Annotated in this window: 20 protein-coding genes; 15 read left to right on the top strand and 5 right to left on the bottom strand. The window is 64.8% G+C overall.

Features of this window, described 5'->3' with window-relative positions; translation table 11 throughout:
* Nucleotides 1-45 precede the first annotated feature (45 nt).
* Nucleotides 46-546 (top strand): MmcB family DNA repair protein, encoded by a 501-nt coding sequence (locus X750_RS161070; RefSeq protein ID WP_023736193.1) that lies wholly within the window; start codon nucleotides 46-48, stop codon nucleotides 544-546.
* Nucleotides 547-599: 53 nt separating this feature from the next.
* On the opposite strand, the gene nhaA is transcribed toward X750_RS161070, so the two are convergent.
* The 5 genes from nhaA to X750_RS161095 form a co-directional block, all read right to left on the bottom strand.
* Nucleotides 600-1787 (bottom strand): Na+/H+ antiporter NhaA, encoded by a 1188-nt coding sequence (gene nhaA, locus X750_RS161075; RefSeq protein ID WP_023746638.1) that lies wholly within the window; start codon nucleotides 1785-1787, stop codon nucleotides 600-602.
* Between the two features lie 371 nt (nucleotides 1788-2158).
* Nucleotides 2159-2722, bottom strand: coding sequence for an ActR/PrrA/RegA family redox response regulator transcription factor (locus X750_RS161080; protein ID WP_023672848.1), 564 nt, complete (start codon nucleotides 2720-2722; stop codon nucleotides 2159-2161).
* Between the two features lie 86 nt (nucleotides 2723-2808).
* Nucleotides 2809-4134, bottom strand: coding sequence for an ActS/PrrB/RegB family redox-sensitive histidine kinase (locus tag X750_RS161085; protein WP_023746637.1), 1326 nt, complete (start codon nucleotides 4132-4134; stop codon nucleotides 2809-2811).
* Nucleotides 4135-4166: 32 nt separating this feature from the next.
* The gene (gene hrpB, locus X750_RS161090; RefSeq protein WP_023746636.1) at nucleotides 4167-6629 is read right to left on the bottom strand and encodes an ATP-dependent helicase HrpB; all 2463 of its coding nucleotides are present in this window, start codon (nucleotides 6627-6629) and stop codon (nucleotides 4167-4169) included.
* 41 nt (nucleotides 6630-6670) lie between these two features.
* Entirely contained in the window at nucleotides 6671-7561 is an 891-nt protein-coding gene (locus X750_RS161095) for a DMT family transporter (protein ID WP_023694178.1), read from the bottom strand.
* Between the two features lie 26 nt (nucleotides 7562-7587).
* Between X750_RS161095 and X750_RS161100 the strand changes: the two genes are divergently transcribed.
* The 14 genes from X750_RS161100 (at nucleotide 7588) to dhaK (ending at nucleotide 20634) form a co-directional block, all read left to right on the top strand.
* Complete coding sequence (locus X750_RS161100; protein WP_023715560.1) at nucleotides 7588-8286, top strand: PIG-L deacetylase family protein; 699 nt, start codon at nucleotides 7588-7590, stop codon at nucleotides 8284-8286.
* Nucleotides 8287-8540: 254 nt separating this feature from the next.
* Nucleotides 8541-9872 (top strand): ABC transporter substrate-binding protein, encoded by a 1332-nt coding sequence (locus tag X750_RS161105; protein ID WP_023746635.1) that lies wholly within the window; start codon nucleotides 8541-8543, stop codon nucleotides 9870-9872.
* A 229-nt stretch (nucleotides 9873-10101) separates the two neighbouring features.
* Nucleotides 10102-11049: a sugar ABC transporter permease gene (locus X750_RS161110; protein WP_031198535.1), complete on the top strand. Its 948-nt coding sequence runs from the start codon at nucleotides 10102-10104 to the stop codon at nucleotides 11047-11049.
* On the top strand, nucleotides 11046-11996 hold the full coding sequence (locus X750_RS161115; protein ID WP_023694180.1) for a carbohydrate ABC transporter permease: 951 nt from the start codon (nucleotides 11046-11048) through the stop codon (nucleotides 11994-11996). The genes X750_RS161110 and X750_RS161115 overlap by 4 nt, the downstream gene beginning before the upstream one ends.
* Before the next feature lie 214 nt (nucleotides 11997-12210).
* Entirely contained in the window at nucleotides 12211-12414 is a 204-nt protein-coding gene (locus tag X750_RS161120; protein WP_023694181.1) for a hypothetical protein, read from the top strand.
* Nucleotides 12415-12416: 2 nt separating this feature from the next.
* The gene (locus X750_RS161125) at nucleotides 12417-13529 is read left to right on the top strand and encodes an ABC transporter ATP-binding protein (protein WP_023746634.1); all 1113 of its coding nucleotides are present in this window, start codon (nucleotides 12417-12419) and stop codon (nucleotides 13527-13529) included.
* Nucleotides 13522-14535 (top strand): ABC transporter ATP-binding protein, encoded by a 1014-nt coding sequence (locus X750_RS161130; protein ID WP_023746633.1) that lies wholly within the window; start codon nucleotides 13522-13524, stop codon nucleotides 14533-14535. The genes X750_RS161125 and X750_RS161130 overlap by 8 nt, the downstream gene beginning before the upstream one ends.
* A gap of 60 nt (nucleotides 14536-14595) precedes the next feature.
* On the top strand, nucleotides 14596-16239 hold the full coding sequence (locus X750_RS161135; protein ID WP_023746632.1) for a dihydroxyacetone kinase subunit DhaK: 1644 nt from the start codon (nucleotides 14596-14598) through the stop codon (nucleotides 16237-16239).
* A 70-nt stretch (nucleotides 16240-16309) separates the two neighbouring features.
* Nucleotides 16310-16912, top strand: a complete 603-nt coding sequence (gene dhaL / locus X750_RS161140; protein WP_023746631.1) for a dihydroxyacetone kinase subunit DhaL — start codon at nucleotides 16310-16312, stop codon at nucleotides 16910-16912.
* Nucleotides 16909-17298, top strand: a complete 390-nt coding sequence (gene dhaM, locus X750_RS161145) for a dihydroxyacetone kinase phosphoryl donor subunit DhaM (protein ID WP_023746630.1) — start codon at nucleotides 16909-16911, stop codon at nucleotides 17296-17298. The genes dhaL and dhaM overlap by 4 nt, the downstream gene beginning before the upstream one ends.
* Before the next feature lie 21 nt (nucleotides 17299-17319).
* The gene (locus tag X750_RS161150) at nucleotides 17320-17622 is read left to right on the top strand and encodes an HPr family phosphocarrier protein (protein ID WP_023684207.1); all 303 of its coding nucleotides are present in this window, start codon (nucleotides 17320-17322) and stop codon (nucleotides 17620-17622) included.
* The gene (gene ptsP / locus X750_RS161155) at nucleotides 17606-19189 is read left to right on the top strand and encodes a phosphoenolpyruvate--protein phosphotransferase (RefSeq protein WP_023746629.1); all 1584 of its coding nucleotides are present in this window, start codon (nucleotides 17606-17608) and stop codon (nucleotides 19187-19189) included. Before X750_RS161150 ends, ptsP begins: the two co-directional genes overlap by 17 nt.
* A gap of 10 nt (nucleotides 19190-19199) precedes the next feature.
* Nucleotides 19200-19625: a hypothetical protein gene (locus tag X750_RS161160; RefSeq protein WP_023668784.1), complete on the top strand. Its 426-nt coding sequence runs from the start codon at nucleotides 19200-19202 to the stop codon at nucleotides 19623-19625.
* Nucleotides 19626-19647: 22 nt separating this feature from the next.
* Nucleotides 19648-20634: a dihydroxyacetone kinase subunit DhaK gene (gene dhaK, locus X750_RS161165; protein WP_023668785.1), complete on the top strand. Its 987-nt coding sequence runs from the start codon at nucleotides 19648-19650 to the stop codon at nucleotides 20632-20634.
* The last annotated feature ends 365 nt before the right edge of the window (nucleotides 20635-20999 follow it).

The following is a 20999-nucleotide window of genomic DNA, read 5'->3' as shown; positions in this document are numbered from 1 at the left end:
AAGCATAGGTTCAAACCGTGAACAAAATCTGGCATGGTGGGTGCCATGCCGATCATTTCGCCGATTCTCCTCAATCCCCTGATCGATGGCCGCCAGTCGGAACGCGCCATGCTGGTGCGGCGTGGCGTGCAGCGGCTGCTTATGCAAATGGGCACGCATGTGCTGCCCGAACTGTCGCTGGCCACCGGGCGGCGCGCCGACCTTGTGGCGCTGACCAGGCAGGGCGACATCTGGATCATCGAGATCAAATCCTCGATCGAGGATTTTCGCGTCGACCGCAAATGGCCTGATTACCGGCTGCACTCCGACCGCTTCTTCTTCGCCACCCATCCGGGCGTGCCATCGGAGATCTTCCCCGAGGAATGCGGCTTCATCCTCTCCGACGGCTACGGCGCCGAGATTCTGCGCGATGCGCCCGAGCACCGGATGGCGGCGGCAACGCGCAAGGCGCTGATGCTGCGCATCGCACGGGCGGGTGCGGCGCGGCTGCTGGCGGCGGAACTGGCGGGTGTGGCGGTGCCGGCGCTGGCGGGAGAGAGCGAGTAGACGAAGCTCAAGTTCCTCGCCCCGCTTTGCGGGGGCGAGGAACCCAAGAACACCTACTCCACCACCTCCTCCACCCCTGCCGCCGGCGCCATCAGGAGCACGGCGGCACCCAGCAGCGCTGCAACGAAGGACCCCGCCAGGATGCCGACCTTGACGGCGTCCTGCAGCGCCATGTCGTTGGCGAAGGCGAGCAGGCCGATGAACAGGCTCATGGTGAAGCCGATGCCGCAGAGCAGCGAAATGCCGATCATGTGCAGCCAGCCGGCATTGACCGGCAGGTCGGCGAAGCCGAGCCGGATCGCCAGCGCCGAGGAGCCGAAGACGCCGGCCAGCTTGCCCAGCACCAGGCCGGCGGCAACGCCGAGCGTCAGCGGCTCGACCAGGGCAGAGGCGCTGAGGCCGGCCAGCGACACGCCGGCATTGGCAAAGCCGAAAATCGGGATGACGAAGAACGGCACGATCTTGTGCAGGCCGTGCTCCAACCGGTGCAGCGGCGAATGATCGAGATCGTGCCCGCTGCCGGAAGAAGTTTTCAGCGGAATGGTGAGCGCCAGCGCCACGCCGGCCAGCGTCGCATGCACACCCGATTTCAGCACGAGCACCCACAGCACGGCGCCGAGCACGAGGTAAGGCGTCAGCGCCGTCACCCGCATACGGTTGAGCATGACGAGCATCGCGATGACGGCGAAGGCCGCACCGAGATAGGCCAGCGACAGGCCGCTGGTGTAGAAGATGGCGATGATGATGACGGCGCCGAGATCGTCGATGATGGCGAGCGCGGTGAGGAAGATTTTCAGCGAGGCCGGCACGCGATTGCCGAGCAGCGACAGCACACCGAGCGCAAAGGCGATGTCGGTGGCGGTCGGGATCGCCCAGCCGGAGAGTGCAGCGGCATTGTTGCGGTTGATGGCGACATAGACGAGTGCGGGCACCAGCATGCCGCCGGCGGCGGCGACGCCCGGCAGCACGCGGCGCGGCCAGGTCGAGAGCTGGCCGTCGAGCATCTCTCGCTTGATCTCCAGCCCGACCAACAGGAAGAACACCGCCATCAGCCCGTCATTGATCCAGTGCGACACGCTGAGCGGGCCGAGATAGGCGTGGAGAGCGGCGAAATAGGTTTCGGCCAGCGGTGAATTGGCGACGATCAGCGCAAGCGCCGCCGCCACCATCAGGATGATGCCGCCCGCCGCCTCGCCGTCGAGGAATTCGCGAAGGATGGATTTCGGCTGCTTGTCGCGCATCTGTGCTCCGTTGCCGGGTTTTCCGGCGGCGTTATTGCCGATGATGGGCAAAGGTCGATGGCACGGCAAGCGCAACTGTTTCCAGCGTTGGCGCCGCCCCTCATTGTCCTGCCGGACGTTCGTTATTCGAAAAGCCAAGCAGTTGGCTTTTCGTCCGCTTCGCACACCATTCCTCAACTCCCCGCATAGCGACGGGGAGAAAGAGGCAGCTTCAGCCTCGCCGTCGTCTCCTGCAACGCCGGCGATTGGCGAAACCGGCGATGAGAGCGCCCCTCTCCCCCGTCTCTATACGGGGAGAGGATGCCGGCAGGCAGGTGAGGGGCAGCGCTGAGGTTCGGCAATTGGCGGCCGGCGCCGCCGGCGCGTGAACCTCAGCGTGGTGCGCGCTTGGCGAGTATGCGCTGCAGCGTGCGGCGATGCATGTTGAGCCGGCGCGCGGTTTCCGACACGTTGCGGTCGCACATTTCGTAGACGCGCTGGATGTGTTCCCAGCGCACGCGGTCGGCCGACATCGGGTTTTCCGGCGGTGCGGCGCGTTCGCCGGCGGTGCGGGTGAGCGCTGCAAACACGTCGTCGGCGTCAGCCGGCTTCGACAGATAGTCGATGGCGCCGAGCTTCACCGCGGTCACCGCGGTGGCGATGTTGCCGTAGCCGGTGAGGATGACGGTGCGGGCATCGTCGCGCTTCTCGCGGATGGCGGCGACGACGTCGAGGCCGTTGCCGTCGCCAAGCCGCATGTCGACCACCGCATAGGCCGGCGGGTGGGCGCGCGCCTTGGCCACTGCCTCCTCGACGCTCTCGGCCGTCTCGACCACGAAACCCCTGGTTTCCATGGCGCGGGCCAGCCGCGTCAGGAACGGCTTGTCGTCGTCGACGATGAGCAGCGAGGTGTCCTCGCCTTCGACCATTGCGCCAATTGCTTCTTCGCCAGTCATTATCTCAAAAAATCCTGCTGCCTTAATTTTACGCAGATATAGTTCCTGAACGCCATTGTCCAATTTTGCCGCCTCCGCCAAGGCTTTTACGCGGTGTCGAACATCGAGATCCCCACCGATTCCGGGTTGAGGAAGACCGTGCGCGGCCACGATATCTGCACGATCGCGCCTTCGCCCAGTCCGCTCGAATTGCGGAAATCGAGCGTGGCGCCGGAGCGTTCGAGCAAGGTCTTGGCGATGAACAGCCCGAGACCCAGGCCACCGCCAGCCTCGTTGCCCTGGCGTGTCGACATATAGGGCTCGCCGATGCGATCGATGATTTCGGGCGGAAAGCCCGGCCCGTCGTCGATGATCGAGAAGGTGACGTCGAGCTCGTCCCAGCTCCAGCGCACCGTCACACTGTTGCGGGCGAAGTCGACCGCGTTCTCGACGAGATTGCCGAGGCCGTAGATGACGCCGGGGTTGCGCCGTCCCACCGGTTCGGGGCCGACGCGCTCGCCCGGCCGAAGCTTGATCGAGATGCCGAAATCGCGGTGCGGCGCCGTCACCTCCTCGACCAGCGAGGTCAGCGGCAGACGCGACAGATGCGCCTCGCCCTCGGAGGACAGGCTGGTCAGCCGCTTCAGGATCTCGCGGCAGCGCTCGCTCTGCGAGCGCAACAGCTTCACATCCTCACCATATTTCGGATCGTTACCCAGCGCCTTCTCCATTTCCTTGGAGACAAGCGCGATGGTGGCGAGCGGCGTGCCGAGTTCGTGCGCGGCGGCGGCGGCAAGTCCATCCAGAGCCGACAGATGCTGCTCGCGCTGCAACACCAGTTCGGTGGCGGCAAGCGCATTGGCGAGCAGGCGGGCTTCCTCGGCAACGCGGAAGGCATAGATGGCAGTGAAGGCGATCGAGGAAAACACCGCCATCCATATGCCGGCGACATAGATGAATGGCATGGGCAGAGGCGCGCCCTCATACCATGGCAGCGGCTGGTGGAAGAAGACCAGCAACGTGGCCGCCGCCATGACCAGCGCGCCGAGCACCGCAGTCAGCCGCAGCGGCAGCGAGGCCGCCGAGATGACGACGGGCACGGTCATCAGCACCGAGAACGGGTTGGTGAGGCCGCCAGTCAAATAGAGCAGGCCGGCAAGCTGCAGGCTGTCGAAGGTCAGGATGAAAAAGGCTGAGAACGGGGTCAGCCGGTGCGCTGCCGGATAGCGGAAGGTCAGCACCAGGTTGAGCCAGGCCGAGCAGGCGACCAGCGCGAAGCAGAGGCTGACTGGCAGCGGGAATTTGAGCCCATAGGCGATCACCAGCACCGCCAGGCTCTGGCCCACGATGGCCAGCCAGCGCAGCCGGATCAGCGTGTTGAGGCGCAGCCGCTGGCTTTGCTGGAAGTCTGGCGCGTGCACGATGTTGATCATGGCCAAGGATTATATCCGGGAAAGGACGAGCGCTAGGTCCCTCGCGGTTTGGCGCGGGCGGTGGCCGCAGCGAGCAGCGGATTTTCCGGCCAGACATGGCGGGGATAGCGGCCGCGCATGTCGGTGCGCACATCGGCCCAGGAGCCGCGCCAGAAGCCGGGCAGGTCGCGCGTCGTCTGGATCGGCCGGTGCGCCGGCGACAACAGCTCGAGCGTCAGCGGCACGGTGCCGTTGGCGATTGCCGGATGGCGGTCAAGGCCGAACAGTTCCTGCACGCGGATGGCCAGCACCGGCCATTCGCCGTCATAGCGGATCGGCACATGGCTGCCGGAGGGCGCGTCGAAATGGGTCGGCGCCAGTGTGCCGACCTTGCGCTGCAAATCATGCGGCACCAGCGCCATCAGGCCTGACGACAGCACGCCGGGATCGATCGCGGCGAAGGATGCCTTGCCCGAAAGGAACGGCAGCAGCCAGTCGTCGAGGCCTTCGAGCAGGGCGGGTTCCGAAACATCGGGCCAAGGCGCGCCGAGGCCGCGATGCAGCCAGCCGAGCCGTTGGCGCAGCGTCTCGCCGTCCTTGCCCCATTCCAGCAGCGACAGGCCGTGCTCGCGCAAGGCATCTGTTATGGCGCGGTCGGCGTCTGTTCCAGTTGGTGCGGGCAGCATGCGCTCCGACAAAGTGATGGCGCCGAGCCTGGCGGTCTCGCGCACGCGCACCGCGCGCCGCTCGCGGTCGAAACTCGTCTCGCGGCGAATCTCGATCCTGTCGGCGAGAGCGGCACGGATGTCGGTCTCGTGGACCGAGGCCGCGGCGGTTATACGGGCGTTTTGCGCCTTGCCCTGCAGGTCGGCGACGACCAGCCAGGTCTCACCGGCCAGCGGATCGGCGGCGTCGAGCATGGCGCCGGAGCCGTTGGCGAGCACGAAACGGCCACGCTCGCCGCGCGCCCTGGCGACGCGGTCCGGCCAGGCGTGGATGAGCAAAAGACCGGCAGAAGCGGCTTCGCTGCTCTTGGCGCCGCCCGCCTGCTTCGCCAGCCGCTCGGCCAGCTGCCTTGCCCCAACGGCGCGCGGCGACTTCTCAGTGCGAAAACGGATGAGCCGCCGTTCGAGATCGGCGCCATCGCCGCCGAGGCCACGCTCGGTGAGCAGGACGGCTAGCATCGCAGCCTCGAGCGCGTGGCCGCCGCCAGCGGCTTCAGCGACCATGTGTGCGAGCCGCACGGGCAGCGCCAGCTTGCGCATCGCGCCGCCCGCCTCCGTCAGCCGGCCGGCCGCATCGATGGCGTGCAGCGCCAGGAGCAGCGCCCGCGCCTCGTTGAGCGCGGGAGTGGGCGGCGGATCGAGGAAGGACAGGCTTGCGGGATCGGCGACGCCGAAGGCGGCGCAATCGAGCAGTAGGCCGGACAGGTCGGCTTCGAGAATCTCGGGTGGGGTGAAGGCGGGAAGGGCCGCCGTCTGCTCGGCCCGCCAGAGGCGGATGGCGACGCCTGGCTGTGTACGCCCGGCGCGACCGGCGCGCTGGTCGGCGGACGCCCTGGAAACGCGCACCGTCTCCAGCCGGGTCAGGCCGCTCGCCGGTTCGTAGCGCGGCAGCCGCGACAGGCCGGAATCGATGACGACGCGCACGCCGTCGATGGTGATCGAGGTCTCGGCGATCGACGTCGCCAGCACCACCTTGCGGCGGCCGGGCGGCGCCGGTTTGATGGCGGCATCCTGCGCCCTGTTGTCGAGCTGGCCGTAGAGCGGCACGATGTCGGTGTCGGCGCCGAGCCGGCCCTGCAGCCGCTCGGCGGTGCGCTCGATCTCGCGCTGTCCCGGCAGGAAGGCGAGCACGCTGCCGCTCTCGCCGGCAAGAGCGGAGCGGATCGCCTTGGCCATGGCGTCTTCGATGGGAACGCCGGCTGGCCGCTCGTCGTATCTGACATCTACGGGGAACGCACGGCCTTGGCTTTCGATCACCGGGGCGCCGGACAGGAGTTTCGCGACGCGCGCGCCATCGAGCGTTGCCGACATCACCAGCAGCCGCAAATCCGGCCGCAGCGCGCCCTGCACGTCGAGCGCCAGTGCCAGGCCGAAATCGCCGTCGAGCGAGCGCTCGTGGAATTCGTCGAAAATCACCGCCGAGACGCCGGGCAGCTCGGGATCGTCTAGGATCATGCGCGCCAGGACGCCTTCGGTGACGACCAGGATTTTTGTCCGGGCCGATGTGCGGTTTTCCATGCGCATGGCATAGCCGACAGTGGCGCCGGGCTCTTCATCAAGCAATTGGGCCATGCGGCGGGCGGCGGCGCGGGCGGCGAGCCGGCGCGGTTCGAGCAGGACGATCTTGCCGGCGACCAGCCAGGGCGCATCGAGCAGCGCCAGCGGCACCAGCGTCGTCTTGCCGGCGCCGGGCGGCGCCACCAGGACGGCGCTGTTGCCGGAGCCGAGCGCCTGGCTCAGGGCCGGCAGCACGGCGGATACCGGAAGCTCCGGCAAGGATCTCGTCGTCATTGCGTCCGCATATCAGCGGTCACTATGGCCATGCAACCGGATCAAAGCCTCGTGCGCGCAAACGGGTTCCAGCGCACCGTGCCCAGCCGCACCTCCTCGCGCACCATGGTGAGCAGGCCGGACGCGCCAACGACGGCCAAGCCGACCAGCGATATCCAGTCCGGATACTCCTGGAAGAACAACGCACCGAGGATCACCGCCCAGACGATCTGCGAATAATGCGTCGGCGCGATGCGGTTGGCCGGTGCGTATTTGGCGGCCAGCAGCTGCAGCAATTGGCCGCCGGCGGTAAAGGCGCCGCCCAGCACCAGCCACAGCAGCTGCATGGCGTTGGGGAGGGTGAACGATGTGGCGATGGTGCCGGCCCCGTTGAACAGCAGCCCGTAACCGATGAGCACGCCGAGCATGGTGGTGCGCTTTTCCTGCTGGGCGAGCGACCGCATCAGGATGACGCTCGCCGCGGCAAGGAAGGCCACCGTGAAGGCGGCAAGGTGTCCGAGATGCAACTCGCGAAAACCTGGCCGCACCACCAGCATGACACCTGCAAAGCCGGCAACCACCGCCAGCCAGCGCCATGGACCGACCTTTTCTTTCAGGATGACGGTCGAGAGAATGGTAACGCAAAGCGGCGCCAGGAAGATCAGTGCATAGGTCTCGGCCAGCGGAATGGTGGTGAAGGCGTAGACGCTGAGCACGCCCGAGGCGATGCCGGCCCAGGCGCGGGCCTGCACCGCCCATGGCCGCCCGGTGCGCCAGAAGTCGCGCCAGCGCTCATCGACTGGGCGGCTGAAAAACAGGAAGCAGCCGGCAAACAGCGTGATGAAGAAGCCGATCTCGAAGACGGTGAACTGTCCGCCAAGGCTCTTGATAACGGCATCGCTGCACGAATAGCTTGCATAGGCGATGAGGGCGAGCAGGATTCCGTTCGTCACGTTTTTCCATTTCCGGGGAGAGTGCAGTGAAGGTATTGGCGCTCGGCGCGCATCCCGACGACATCGAGATATTCATGTTCGGTACGCTGGCTGCCTATGCCACGCAAGGCGCAGAACTGACTTTTGCCGTGGCCACGGATGGCGCCAGGGGCGGCATGGGCGACCCGAGCGTTTTGGCTCGTGTCCGCCGCGACGAGGCGGCGGCCGCTGCGGCGCTGCTCGGCGCAACCCTTCGCTTTCTCGACTTTCCCGACGGCGAACTGGTGGCTGATGCGGCACTGATCGCTTCGCTGAAAGCGCTGATACGCGAGACCGCCGCGGATCTGGTTATCACGCATGCCCCCAACGACTATCACGCCGACCATCGTGCTTTGTCGGACGGCGTGCGCATCGCGGCCTCGTTCGGCGTCCCCGTGCTGCATGCCGACACGATGGGCGGCACCGGCTTTGCGCCGACGCATTACGTCGACATTTCCGCCTACGGCGATATCAAGACGCAGGCGATCCGAGCGCACCAGTCGCAGTGGCCGGAGCAATATGTCGACAGAGCGCGCGTCCAGAATGAGTTTCGCGCCGGGCAATGCAACAGCGTTCCCGGCTCCCTGGCCGAGGCCTTCCGATTCGAGCCGACTTTTCCCTTCGCCGACATCCGCGCGCTGCTGCCGCCCGCGCCCCCTGTTCGGCCGGTGACGCCGCAGACGAAAATTATAGGCGACCCCGGCTAAGCAACTTCCGGGCGAGCCGTCCGGCAATCATTTCCCAACGATTTCAATCGCCGTTTCGCCATGTTGCGGCGCAGCGACGAATTCGCTTGCCTTGTTTAGTAAAAATTGCATCACTAAACAAATTACTAAACATCTGCGGCGCACCGCGCCGCCCTGGCGACGCATAGCGCGCCGTGTTTAGCCCCTCGGAGGAGCGAGGGTTGAGGGGTTCTTGAAACGGCCATCCGGGCGCGTTTCGCAAATGGGAGGAAGGCATGAAATCGAGTTTGAAACTGGCGTTGGGGCTGGCCTCGGCGATTACCGCGTCAACAGCCGTCTCGAACGCGGCGCACGCTGAAGACCTGACGCTTTGCTGGGCCGCCTGGGATCCGGCAAACGCGCTGGTCGAACTGTCCAAGGATTTTACCAAGGAAACCGGCATCGGCATGAAATTCGAATTCGTGCCGTGGACCAACTATGCCGACCGCTTCCTCAACGAGCTCAACTCGCACGGCAAACTTTGCGACCTGATCATCGGCGACAGCCAGTGGATCGGTGGCTCGGCCGAGAACGGCCACTACGTCAAGCTGAACGACTTCTTCGACAAGGAGAAGATCAGCATGGACGACTTCGTGCCGGCAACCGTCGTCGGCTATTCCGAATGGCCGAAGAACACGCCGAACTACTGGGCGCTGCCGGCCATGGGCGACGTCGTCGGCTGGACCTACCGCAAGGACTGGTTCTCCAAGCCGGAACTGCAGAAGGAATTCAAGGAAAAGTACGGCTGGGACCTCGGCCCGCCGGCCACCTTCGACCAACTGAAGCAGGTCGCCGAATTCTTCCAGAAGCGCGAGATCGACGGCAAGACCGTCTATGGCGCTTCGATCTACACCGAGCGTGGCTCGGAAGGCATCACCATGGGCGCCATGGACGTGCTCTACAGCTACGGCTTCCAGTATGAAAACCCCAAGAAGCCCTACGAGATGGAAGGCTTCGTCAATTCGCCAGACGCGGTCAAAGGCCTGGAGTTCTACAAGTCGCTCTACGATTGCTGCACGCCTCCGGGTGCCTCGAACAGCTATATGGGCGAAGGCGTCGACGCCTTCAAATCCGGTCAGGTGGCCATGCACATGAACTTCGCCTTCACCTGGCCCGGCCTGCAGAAGGACGAGAATGTCGGCGGTGACAAGATCGGCTACTTCGTCAATCCGAAGGGTCCCGGCAGCGCCCAGTTTGCGCAGCTTGGCGGCCAGGGCATTTCGGTCGTGTCCTATTCAGACAAGCAGGAATCGGCGCTGAAATACATCAAGTGGTTCGCCAACAAGGATGTGCAGGCCAAATGGTGGTCGCTCGGCGGCTATTCCTGCCTGAACGCGGTGGTCAAGGACCCGGCCTTCCCGTCCAGCCAGCCCTATGCACAGACCTTCCTCGACTCGATGGCGATCGTGAAGGACTTCTGGGCCGAGCCGAGCTACGCACCGCTGCTGCAGGCGTCGCAGAAGCGCTTCCACGACTATGTCGTTGCCGGCCAGGGTTCGGCCAAGGACGCGCTTGACGGCCTGGTCAAGGACTGGACGCAAGTGTTCCAGGACGACGGCAAGATGTAACCGGACCAACGGCTCCTCCCGAGCCTGACCCCAGAGGCGGATGATTTTCAGGCCGAATCGATCAGAAATCATCCGCCTCAGGGCTAAAAAGAGAGAGAGCATGATGTCGTCCGAAAACCGCTTCACACTTTTCGGCATCATGCTCTTGGTCCCGTGCTGCCCTTGGCACGGGACGCAGTTCAGATAAATTCCAGTGTCGAGACTTGACGTGACCGAAGCAGGACTCACCATGCTCAATCGGACTGCGGAGAACGTTGCCCGGGCGACCCCGGAGCCGTTGGCCCGCAAGGTCCGGGGGATCAGCGACAAGGGCCTCGCCTGGCTGTTCATCTCGCCGACGATCCTGTTGCTCTTGGCCATCAACATCTTCCCGCTGTTCTGGGCGATCTACCTGTCCTTCACCAACTTCCGCGCGAACCGCCCGAACGAGGTGGTGAAAAACCTCGGCTTCGCCAACTACCAGCGCATCCTCGGCGACCAGGACATCTGGATCGCCATGCAGACGACGGCGCATTTCGTGTTCTGGACGATCCTGCTGCAGACGCTGATCGGTTTCACGCTGGCATGGCTGATCGACAGGAAGTTTCGCGGCCACGCCTTCTGGACGACCATCATCCTGGTGCCGATGATGCTGTCGCCGGCGGTGGTCGGCAATTTCTGGCGTTTCCTCTACGAGCCGCAGATCGGCCTGTTCGCCTACGCCATCTCGTTCGTCACTCGGATACCACCGACCGACATCCAGATGCTGTCCAACGTGTCGCTGGCGCCGTGGTCGATCATCATCGTCGACACCTGGATGTGGACGCCCTATGTCATGCTGATCTGTCTCGCCGGCCTGCGCTCCATCCCCGAATACATCTATGAAGCCGCCGAGGTCGACCGCGCGTCCAACTGGCGGCAGTTCTGGTCGATCACGCTGCCGATGGCGCTGCCCTTCATCATGCTGGCGGTGCTGTTTCGCGGCATCGAGAACTTCAAGATGTTCGACATGGTCAACCTGCTGACCGGTGGCGGGCCGGGCTCGACCACCGAGGTCGCCTCGATCACGCTGAAGCGGCAGGCGTTCGAGAGCTGGCGCACCGGATATTCCTCGGCCTTCGCCATCATCCTGTTCGTCGCGGTGTTTGGGCTGGCCAACATCTACGTCAAGGCGCTGAACAAGGTGAAGCAGAGATGAGCCTGACCACCGCCCACTCCGTCGTCGCCCCCTCGGCCAATTCTAAGCGGATCGCCGGCACGATCATCGTGCTCTACGCGCTGATCTCGATCGTGCCGTTGCTGTGGATCTTCGCCACCAGCTTCAAGACGCCGCCGGATTCGATCGCCTATCCGCCCAAGATTCTGTTCCAGCCGAGCATCGAGGGCTATTGCAACCTGTTCACGACGCGCACCAGGCAAACGCCCGACTACATCAACTCGCTCGGACCCGCGACCGGTTTCTGCGACGAGACCTCGCGCAAGCGCAACATGGTGATTGCCGGCCCGTCCAACTTCCTGCCGCGCTTCGTCAACTCACTGATCATCGCCTTCGGTTCCACCTTCTGCGCCGTATTCCTCGGCACGCTCTCGGCCTACGGTTTCTCGCGCTTCAAGGTGCCGCTGGCCGATGACCTCTTGTTCTTCATCCTGTCGACGCGCTTCATGCCACCGATCGCGGTCGCCATTCCCATCTACCTGATGTACCGCGAGCTCGGCCTGTCCGACACCGCGCTCGGCATGATCCTGCTCTACACCGCGGTCAACGTGTCGCTCGCGGTGTGGCTGCTGAAAGGCTTCATCGACGAGATCCCGCGCGAGTATGAAGAAGCGGCGATGATCGACGGCTATACCAGGCTGCAGGCCTTCTGGCGCACCGTGCTGCCGCAAGCGACCACCGGCATCGCCGCGACCGCCATCTTCTGCCTGATCTTTGCCTGGAACGAATATGCATTCGCGGCCCTGCTGACCTCCGGCACGGCGCAGACCGCACCGCCCTTCATCCCGACCATTATCGGTGAAGGCGGCCAGGACTGGCCGGCGGTGGCGGCGGGCACGACGATCTTCCTGGTGCCGATCCTGGTCTTCACCATCCTGCTACGCAAGCAGTTGCTGCGCGGCATCACTTTCGGGGCGGTTCGCAAATGAGTGGTGTGCCAGGTCGACCCCCACTCCGTCGAGCTTCGCTCGACACCTCCCCCCCGATCGACGGGGGAGAGGAAGGGCGCGAACTTCATTCAACCAGACTCCGTTCCTCTCCCTCCGGAGGGGGGAGAGGTGGCGCTGCGAAGCAGCGACGGAGTGGGGGAACCACCTGGCAACCGTCTCGCCCCGTTACCGGGCAGAAGGAAGGGAGCTACGCATGACGCGCCCAGCCATCTCCAAAAAGTCATCCTGGCCGCGCTGGGCTCGACGCGGCCTCATGGAAAACATTGCGACGGCGCTCATCGCCGTCGGCTTCCTGATGCTGTTCCAGCCTTTCGCGCTGGCGCTCTACACCTATTCCTTCATCACCATGCTCGCCGGCACGGTAATGTTCATCATCGTCTCGAAGTTCCCGGAATAATCATGGCCGAAATCCGCGTCCAACATTTGAGAAAGGCCTTCGGCGATTTCGTCGCGGTGCAGGATTCCAGCTTCGTCGTCGAAGATGGTGAGTTCTTCGTCATGCTTGGTCCCTCGGGCTGCGGCAAGACGACGACGCTGCGCATGGTCGCCGGCCTCGAATTGCCGACCGGCGGCCAGATCCTGCTCGGCGGCGAGGACGTCACCATGCGCCGGGCGCGCGAACGCGACATCGCCTTCGTCTTCCAGCTGTTCGCGCTCTATCCGCATATGAATGTGCGCAAGAACATCGGCTTCCCGCTTCTCGCGCAAGGCATGCCGTCGGCCGAGATTCGAAGCCGTGTCGAGGAAACGGCGAAGCTGCTGCGCATCGACCATCTGCTCAACAAATCGGTCTCGGGCCTTGCCGGCGGTGACCGCCAGCGCGTGGCGCTCGGTCGCGCCATCGTGCGACGGCCAAAATGCTTCCTGATGGACGAGCCGCTCGGCACGCTCGACACCGAATTCCGCGATCTGATGGTGCATGAGCTGCGCGAGCTGCACAACCGCATCCACGCCACCACCGTCTATGTCACGCACGACCAGATGGAAGCGATGTCGATGGCCGACAAGATCGCCGTCATGAACCATGGCGTCATCGAACAGTTCGGCAGCCCGCGCGAAATCTACGACCGCCCGGCAACCATGTTCGTCGCCGACTTCATCGGCTCGCCGCCGATGAATTTCCTGGGCTTCGGTGGCGGGCTGACGAAGGGGGCGAAAGAGATCGTCGTCCAGGGGGCTAAAGTCGCGGTGCCGGAGGTGCGCGAGGATATCGCGCCGGCCGACATGGCACTCGGCATCCGCCCCGAGCACATTCGCTTCGACGACGCCTCGAAACTGCGCGGCACCATCTACGGCACCGAATATCTCGGCACGACGCAGATCGTGGCGGTGGAGACGGCGGACGGCATCATCAAGGCGCGGGTGCCGGCCGAAATCCGGCTCGCTGCCGGCGATCATGTCGGGCTGACGTTGAACAGCGCGCGGCTGTCGCTGTTCGACAAGGGCTCGGGTCGGGCGGTGCGCACCGCGATCCACGATACCGCCTCTCAAGGGAGAGCGCAGCATGGCTGACGTGCACATCAAGGGCGTGACCAAAAGCTTCGGCGACCATGTCGCCGTCGATGGCCTCGACCTTAACATCGCCGATGGCGAATTCGTCGTGCTGCTCGGCCCGACCGGCGCCGGCAAGACGACGACGCTGAGATTGATCGCCGGACTGGAGCGGCCGGATGGCGGCACGATCCATATTGGCGGCCACGATGCGACGACGCTGTCGCCGGCCGAGCGCGACACCGCCTTCGTGTTCCAGCAATATTCGCTCTACCCGCATCTGTCGGTCTACGACAACCTCGCCTTCCCGCTGCGTTCGCCGGCGCGGAAAGTACCGGAGGACCAGATTCGCCGCCGCGTCGAAGAGGTGGCGAAGATGGTGCGCATCCACCACAAGCTCGCCAACCGCTCGACCAAGCTGTCGGGCGGCGAGATGCAGCGCGTCGCCATCGGCCGAGCGTTGGTGCGCAAACCATCGATCTATCTGATGGACGAACCGCTGTCGTCGCTGGATGCCAAATTGCGCGCCGATCTCAGGCTCGAACTCAAGCGTATCCAGGCCGAACTCGGCGCCACCATGCTGTACGTCACCCACGATCAGATCGAGGCGATGACCATGGCCGACCGCATCGGCATCCTCAATGACGGCGTGCTGGTGCAGATCGGCACGCCGCGCATGATCTATTCGGAGCCGGCAAACCTTCATGTCGCGGCCCGCCTCGGCCAGCCGGCGATCAACCTGCTGCCGGCCGGGCTGCTGCCTGATGGTGGGGCGCCGACCGGAACCAAGACCATCGGCGCGCGCACCGAGCATCTGTCGATCGAGAAGACCGCAAACGGCCATGCCGACGGCGTCGTCGACTGGGTCGAACATCTCGGGGACCAGAACCATCTGCATGTTACGGTCGGCCCGAAGAAACTGGTGACGCTCACCGACCCCGATACGGATCTGGCCGAGGGCGACAAAGTGGTGATCCGCTACCGCTCGCCGCTGTATTTCGGCGCCGACGGACAAAGGCTGATGTGAAGATTTCGGCGGTCTAGACGCCGGCTTCTGACTGACGATTGCGAATACGGGACGAACTCGATGAAGCACTTTTTCAACCGCAGGGAAACGATCGTCACCGAGGCGCTGGATGGCCTGTTGCGGACCATCGGTTCCGGCGATCTCGCGCGCCTCGACGGTTATCCCGAGATCAAGGTCGTGCTGCGCGCCGACTGGGACAAGGCGAAAGTTGCCGTCGTCTCCGGTGGCGGCGCCGGACACGAACCGTCCCATGCCGGCTTTGTCGGCAAGGGCATGCTGACGGCGGCGGTTTCGGGCGAGATCTTCGCCTCGCCCAGCGTCGAGGCGGTGCTGGCCGCCATCCGCGCGGTGACCGGCCCGGCCGGCTGCCTGCTGATCGTCAAGAACTACACCGGCGACCGGCTCAATTTCGGCCTGGCGGCCGAGAAAGCGCGCGCCGAAGGGTTTCGCGTCGAGATGGCGATCGTCGCCGACGACATCGCCCTGCCGGATATCAACCAGCCGCGCGGCGTCGCCGGCACCTTGTTCGTACATAAGATCGCCGGCCATTTGTCGGAGACCGGTCAGGACCTGGCAGCCGTTGCTACAGCCGCTCGCGTGGCGGCGAAGGACATCATCTCGCTCGGCATGTCGCTGTCGTCCTGCTCGATCCCCGGCCAGCCACATGAAGAGCGGTTCGGCGAAAATGACGGCGAACTCGGCCTCGGCATCCATGGCGAGCCGGGCGTCGAGCGCATCGCCGTGCAGAGCGCCGACAGACTTGTGGCGATCATGGCGGAGCGGCTGGCGGTGCGGCTCGACCCGAACGCCAGCCACGCGTTGCTCATCAACAATCTCGGCTCGGTGCCGCCGCTTGAGATGTCGCTGGTCGCCAATGCCGTGCTGGCCTCGCCGCTGGCCAAAACCGTCAAACTTGCGATCGGCCCCGGACCGCTGATGACGGCGCTCAACATGAACGGCTTTTCGCTGTCGCTGATCAAGCTCGATGCGGCGCGCGAGGCAGGCTTGCTGGCGCCTGTCGGCCCACATGCCTGGATGCCGGCCAAAACCGTCGTCGCGCCGGCTATCGTGCCTATGGCGAAAGCGGCTGGAAACAGCGCAGCCCAAAAGGCCAGTCAGGATCCCGGCACCAGGAGTTTGATCGTCACGGTCTGCGAACGGCTGATCGAGCTCGAAGAGACACTGAACGGGCTCGACGCCAAGGCGGGCGACGGCGATACCGGTTCGACGGTGGCGACCGGCGCGCGCAGCGTGCTGGAGAAGCTCGATACACTGCCGCTGGCCGACCCTGCCGCCACGCTCGCGGCTATAGGCGATAGTCTGAGCGTCGCAATGGGCGGCTCCTCAGGCGTCCTGCTGTCGATCTTCTTCACGGCGGCGGCTCAGGCTTCGAATGGCGGAGCAACCCTGTCCAAGGCGCTGCTTGCCGGGCTTGACCGCATGACTTTTTACGGTGGCGCCAGGGTCGGCGACCGCACCATGGTCGATGCCTTGGAGCCGGCGCTGAAGGCGCTCGATGCCAAGGGGCTGGATGCCGCGGCCACAGCGGCACGGCACGGCGCCGAGGCGACCGCTGCCATGGAGAAGGCGAAGGCCGGACGCTCCGCCTATGTCGGCACCAAATTGCAAGGCGTAGTCGACCCTGGCGCCCATGCCGTGGCCGAAGTGTTCGCGGCCGCCGCCGCGCTGCATGCAACGGCCTGACGGCATGCTTCGATTGTCGAATGAAAACTCTTGCGATACTGCCGGCAGGATCGAAACCGGGAATCTGGACATGGCAGCGTTCGACCTTGCCAGGCTGATCACCACCGCCGCGGACACGATCGCCGCTCACTCGGAAGAGTTGACCGCGCTCGACCAGGCGATCGGCGACGGTGACCATGGGCTGAACATGAAGCGCGGCTTCGAGGCTGTGCGCGCCGATGCCGGGGCGTTCGCTGCAAAGCCGCTGCCCGAGGCGCTGAAGGCGATCGGCACCAAGCTGGTGATGACGGTTGGCGGTGCATCCGGGCCGCTCTTCGGTACATTGTTCCTGGCGCTCGGCAAGGAGATTTCGGGAGAGCCGGATCGTGCCAATCTGGCGGCTGCTTTCGGCAAGGCAATCGAAGCTGTGGCCGCCAGAGGCAAATCCCAGGTTGGTCAAAAGACCATGCTCGATGTGCTGCAACCTGTGCAGGACGCGTTGGTCGAAGGAAAGACGGCCATGGAAATTGCAGATATCGCCGACTTGGCTGCCGAGGCGACCGTGCCGATGAAGGCAACACGCGGTCGCGCCTCATTCCTCGGCGACCGCTCAATCGGTCATATGGATGCCGGCGGACGCTCTGTGGCGCTGCTGGTGCGGACCGTCGCCGAAATCGTCGAGGGCCAAGCATGAGCAATGTCGGCATCGTCATCGTCTCGCATTCCCCGCTGGTTGCCGAAGGCACGGCCGACATGGTGCGGCAGATGGTGGGCGACGAAGTGCCGCTTGCATGGTGCGGCGGAAACGGCCATGGCGGGCTCGGCACCAGCGTCGAAGCGATCATAGGCGCCATCGACAAGGCGTGGTCGGAGGCGGGCGTCGCCATACTGGTCGATCTCGGCGGCGCCGAGACCAATTCGGAAATGGCGGTGGAAATGATCGGCGAGCCGCGGGCGCAGAAGATCGTCGTCTGCAACGCGCCGATCGTCGAAGGCGCGGTGATGGCTGCGACGGAGGCGTCCGGCGGGGCCTCACTGAAGGAAGTGGTGGCGACGGCGCATGAATTGTCGCCGTCGTGAGCGAACGGGAATTTTGACCTGATGTCCGCATTTGCCGAGGCCACCGTCCTGATCACCCACGAGGTAGGTCTGCACGCGCGCCCTTCGGTGAAGTTCACCAAGCTTGCCAAGAGCTTTGCCGCCGAGGTGGAGATTGCGCTTGCCGCCAACGGCCCATGGTTCGACGCCAAGAGCATCGTCAAGGTGATGGCGGCCAGGGCGCCGAAAGGCACCATGCTGCACATCCGGGCCACAGGCGACGGCGCCGATGATGCCGTGAGAGCGCTGGCCGAGCTGGTGCGACGCGGTTTCGACGAGGATGCGGGCCATGCCCGAACCGCTTAGGCTGCAAGGCATTTCGGCCTCGGCCGGCTATGCCGAGGGGCCGTTGTTCAACCTCGACAACGGAACCGCGCACTACACGGGCAAGGCGAGCGCCGCGGACGAGAAGGCCGCATTGGAAGCAGCTATCGCCAGCGCGACGGACCGGCTCGCGACCCTGATCGAAACCGCCGATGACGAGGCCGCCGGCATTCTCGAATTCCAGCTCGCCATGCTTGGGGACGAGGCACTGACCGGCCCGGCTTTTGCCGCGATCGCGTCCGGCATGCCGGCTGACATGGCCTGGCGACAGGCGCTGGACGCCGAGATCTCCGGCTACGAAACGTCAGACCAGGACTATTTCCGGGCTCGCGCCGCCGATATCAGCGATATCCGCGACCGCGTGCTGCGCGCCCTTACCGAGGAGCAGGAGAGCGCTCCACCAGCCGGCGCCATTCTCTATGGCGAGGACATCGCGCCGACGCGCTTTCTCGAGACCGACTGGAGCACCGGCGGCGGCATCGCGCTGAGGGCCGGCAGCGCCGCCAGCCACGTCGCCATGCTGGCGCGCTCGCGCGGCGTGCCGATGGTGGTGGGGCTTGGCGCTTCGCCGGCTAACCCCGTCGGTCTGGCTCTGCTCGATGCGGAGCATGGCGGTGTCGTGCTTTCGCCGACCACGACCGAGATCGAAGCGTTCCACCGGTCCTCGTCCTCGTTTGTGGCACATCGAGACAAGGCCGGAGTCTATCTCGCGAAACCGGCGGTAACCCGGGCCGGGACGACAGTGCGCGTGCAGGTCAACATCGCCGATCCGTCCGAGGTCGACGGCATCGACATTTCGACCTGCGACGGGGTCGGGCTGATGCGCACCGAATTCCTGTTCGGCAAGGCGCCGCCGGACGAGGAGACGCAATACCAGGCCTATCGCAAGGTGCTGGAATGGGCAGGCGACAAGCCGGTGACCATCCGTACCGTCGACGCCGGCGGCGACAAGCCGGTGCCGGGCTTCACCGTCGAGGAGAGCAACCCGTTCCTCGGGCTGCGTGGCATCAGGCTGTCGCTGGCAAGGCCGGAGGTGTTTCGCGTACAGATCCGGGCGCTGCTGCGCGCGGCGGTGCACGGCAATCTGAAGGTGATGTTTCCGATGATCGCCGTCGCGGAGGAATACCAACGCGCCGCCGCTCTGTTCGTGGAGGAGCAGGCCGGGCTTGCCGCGCGCGGCATCGCGCAAATGCCGCCGCTCGGCATCATGGTCGAGGTGCCTTCGGTGGCGATCGCGCCGGAGGCGTTCGCCGATGTCGCCTTCTTCTCGATCGGTTCGAACGATCTGACCCAATATGTAATGGCGGCTGCCCGCGATAACGCAGCCGTGGCGCATCTTAATTCTGTCCGCCATCCCGCCGTGTTGCGGCTGATCGGCTCGGTTGCCGCTTTTGGCCTGCGCGCGAAAATCCCAGTCAGCCTGTGCGGCGATGCCGGCGGCGATCCGGCATCGATCCCGGCACTGCTCGAGGCCGGCCTGCGGGATCTCTCGGTGGCTCCCGCCCAACTCGCCATGGCCAAGGCGGCCATCTCGGATGCATCGGTCTAGGATGACTGAGATGGCCGACAAGACACCAGAAGCCGGCTCGGAAGAGGCGATCCGCGCCTACAAGACGATCCTGTCGCAGGTCATCGACCAGCGACCGTCGGGTATGCGACAACGCCTTGCCGACGCGCTTGGCAAGCACCGCAGCTTCGTCACCCAGATTTCCAGCGCGGCCTATTCGACCCCGATCCCGTCAAAACATCTGCCGGCTATTTTTTCGGTCTGCCATTTCAGTCCGGCCGAGCGCGATCAGTTTCTGGCTGCCTATCATCTGGCGCATCCCGGCAAGATGTCGGTTGCGGCAGGCATGCGCAAGACCCGGCATGTCTCGCTGATCGTGCCCGATTTCGGCGACGACAAGCAGAATGCAGCGCTCGACAAGGCGATCAACGAATTCATCCAGAAGATCACCAGCATCACCGGCAGGAGTGGCGGCTGATCGTGTTGTGTCGGGAGGACACATGAAGAAGTTTATGAATTCCGTCGACACGGTGCTGACCGAAAGCCTCAACGGCTTCGTTGCAGCTCATGCCGACATCCTGGTGCTGGGCGAGGAGCACAAATTCATTCGCCGCAAGGTGATGAAGCCGGGGAAGGTGGCGCTGATCTCGGGCGGCGGTTCCGGCCACGAGCCGTTGCATGCCGGCTTTGTCGGTCACGGCATGCTGGACGCCGCCTGCCCCGGCCAGGTCTTCACCTCGCCAACGCCGGACCAGATACTGGCGGCGGCCGCCGCCGTCGATACCGGCGCCGGCTGCCTGTTCATCGTCAAGAACTATGAAGGCGACGTGATGAATTTCGACATGGCCGGCGAAATGGCCGACGGCGTCCTGCAGGTGGTGATCAATGATGACGTCGCCGTCGAGAATTCGTCCTTTACGACCGGCCGGCGCGGCGTCGCCGGCACGCTGGTGGTGGAGAAGATCGTCGGCGCCGCCGCCGAGCAAGGCATGGCGCTGGCGGATCTCAAGGCGCTCGGCGGTCGCATCAACAGCGCGACGCGTTCGATGGGCGTGGCGCTGACCAGTTGCACGGTGCCGGCGGCCGGCAGGCCGACCTTCGAGATTGGTGATGGCGAGATGGAATTCGGCGTCGGCATTCATGGCGAGCCCGGCCGGCGTCGCGACACGTTGAAAAGCGCCGATGCGATCGCCGAAGAGATTTGCGCCGCGATCCTGGGCGATCTCGGCGACAGGGCGAAAGGCCCGGCACTGTTGTTCATCAACGGCTTTGGCGGCACGCCGCTGATGGAGCTCTATCTGATGTACAACAGCGCCCGAAACATCTTCGAAAAACAGGGCGTGACGGTGACCCGCTCGCTGGTCGGGTCCTACGTGACATCGCTCGACATGGCCGGCTGCTCGATCACGCTGACCATGCTGGATGACGAGGCAACGTCAATGTGGGACGCGCCGGTGCACACAGCCGCGCTGCGCTGGGGACTGTAACGGAGGGGCCTTGCCCATATCCCGAACAGGCGGCTTATGAACTTGCCTTAGCCTGCGGGACCGGACGGACCGTTACCCGCAGTCACGCCGACAGATTGCCCGCCTGCAGCGCGGCTTGCCTTGCGGCCGACCGCTCCGGCTTCATCCAAACCGAAGCCGTAGAAGTCTTATCGCGGTATCGGCAGCGACGGCCCGGCCACCACGCTGGACAACTTTCCTGCCTTGCGCAGCACGGGCGCTTCATACTTTTTCTTGGCCATTCCAAACACCCTTTTCAGTCCAGTGCAAAAGAATGGACCGAAACCGTGGAAAGTCAATTCATGAGCTGGTTCTGCCACCACACGCTGGCTTCATGCATGCTTTTC

It is taken from the genome of Mesorhizobium sp. LNJC391B00 (assembly GCF_000502535.1).
In the GTDB taxonomy this organism is placed as follows: domain Bacteria; phylum Pseudomonadota; class Alphaproteobacteria; order Rhizobiales; family Rhizobiaceae; genus Mesorhizobium.
Note: the sequence above shows the minus strand (reverse complement) of the source record. Positions and strands in the feature narration are given on the sequence as shown.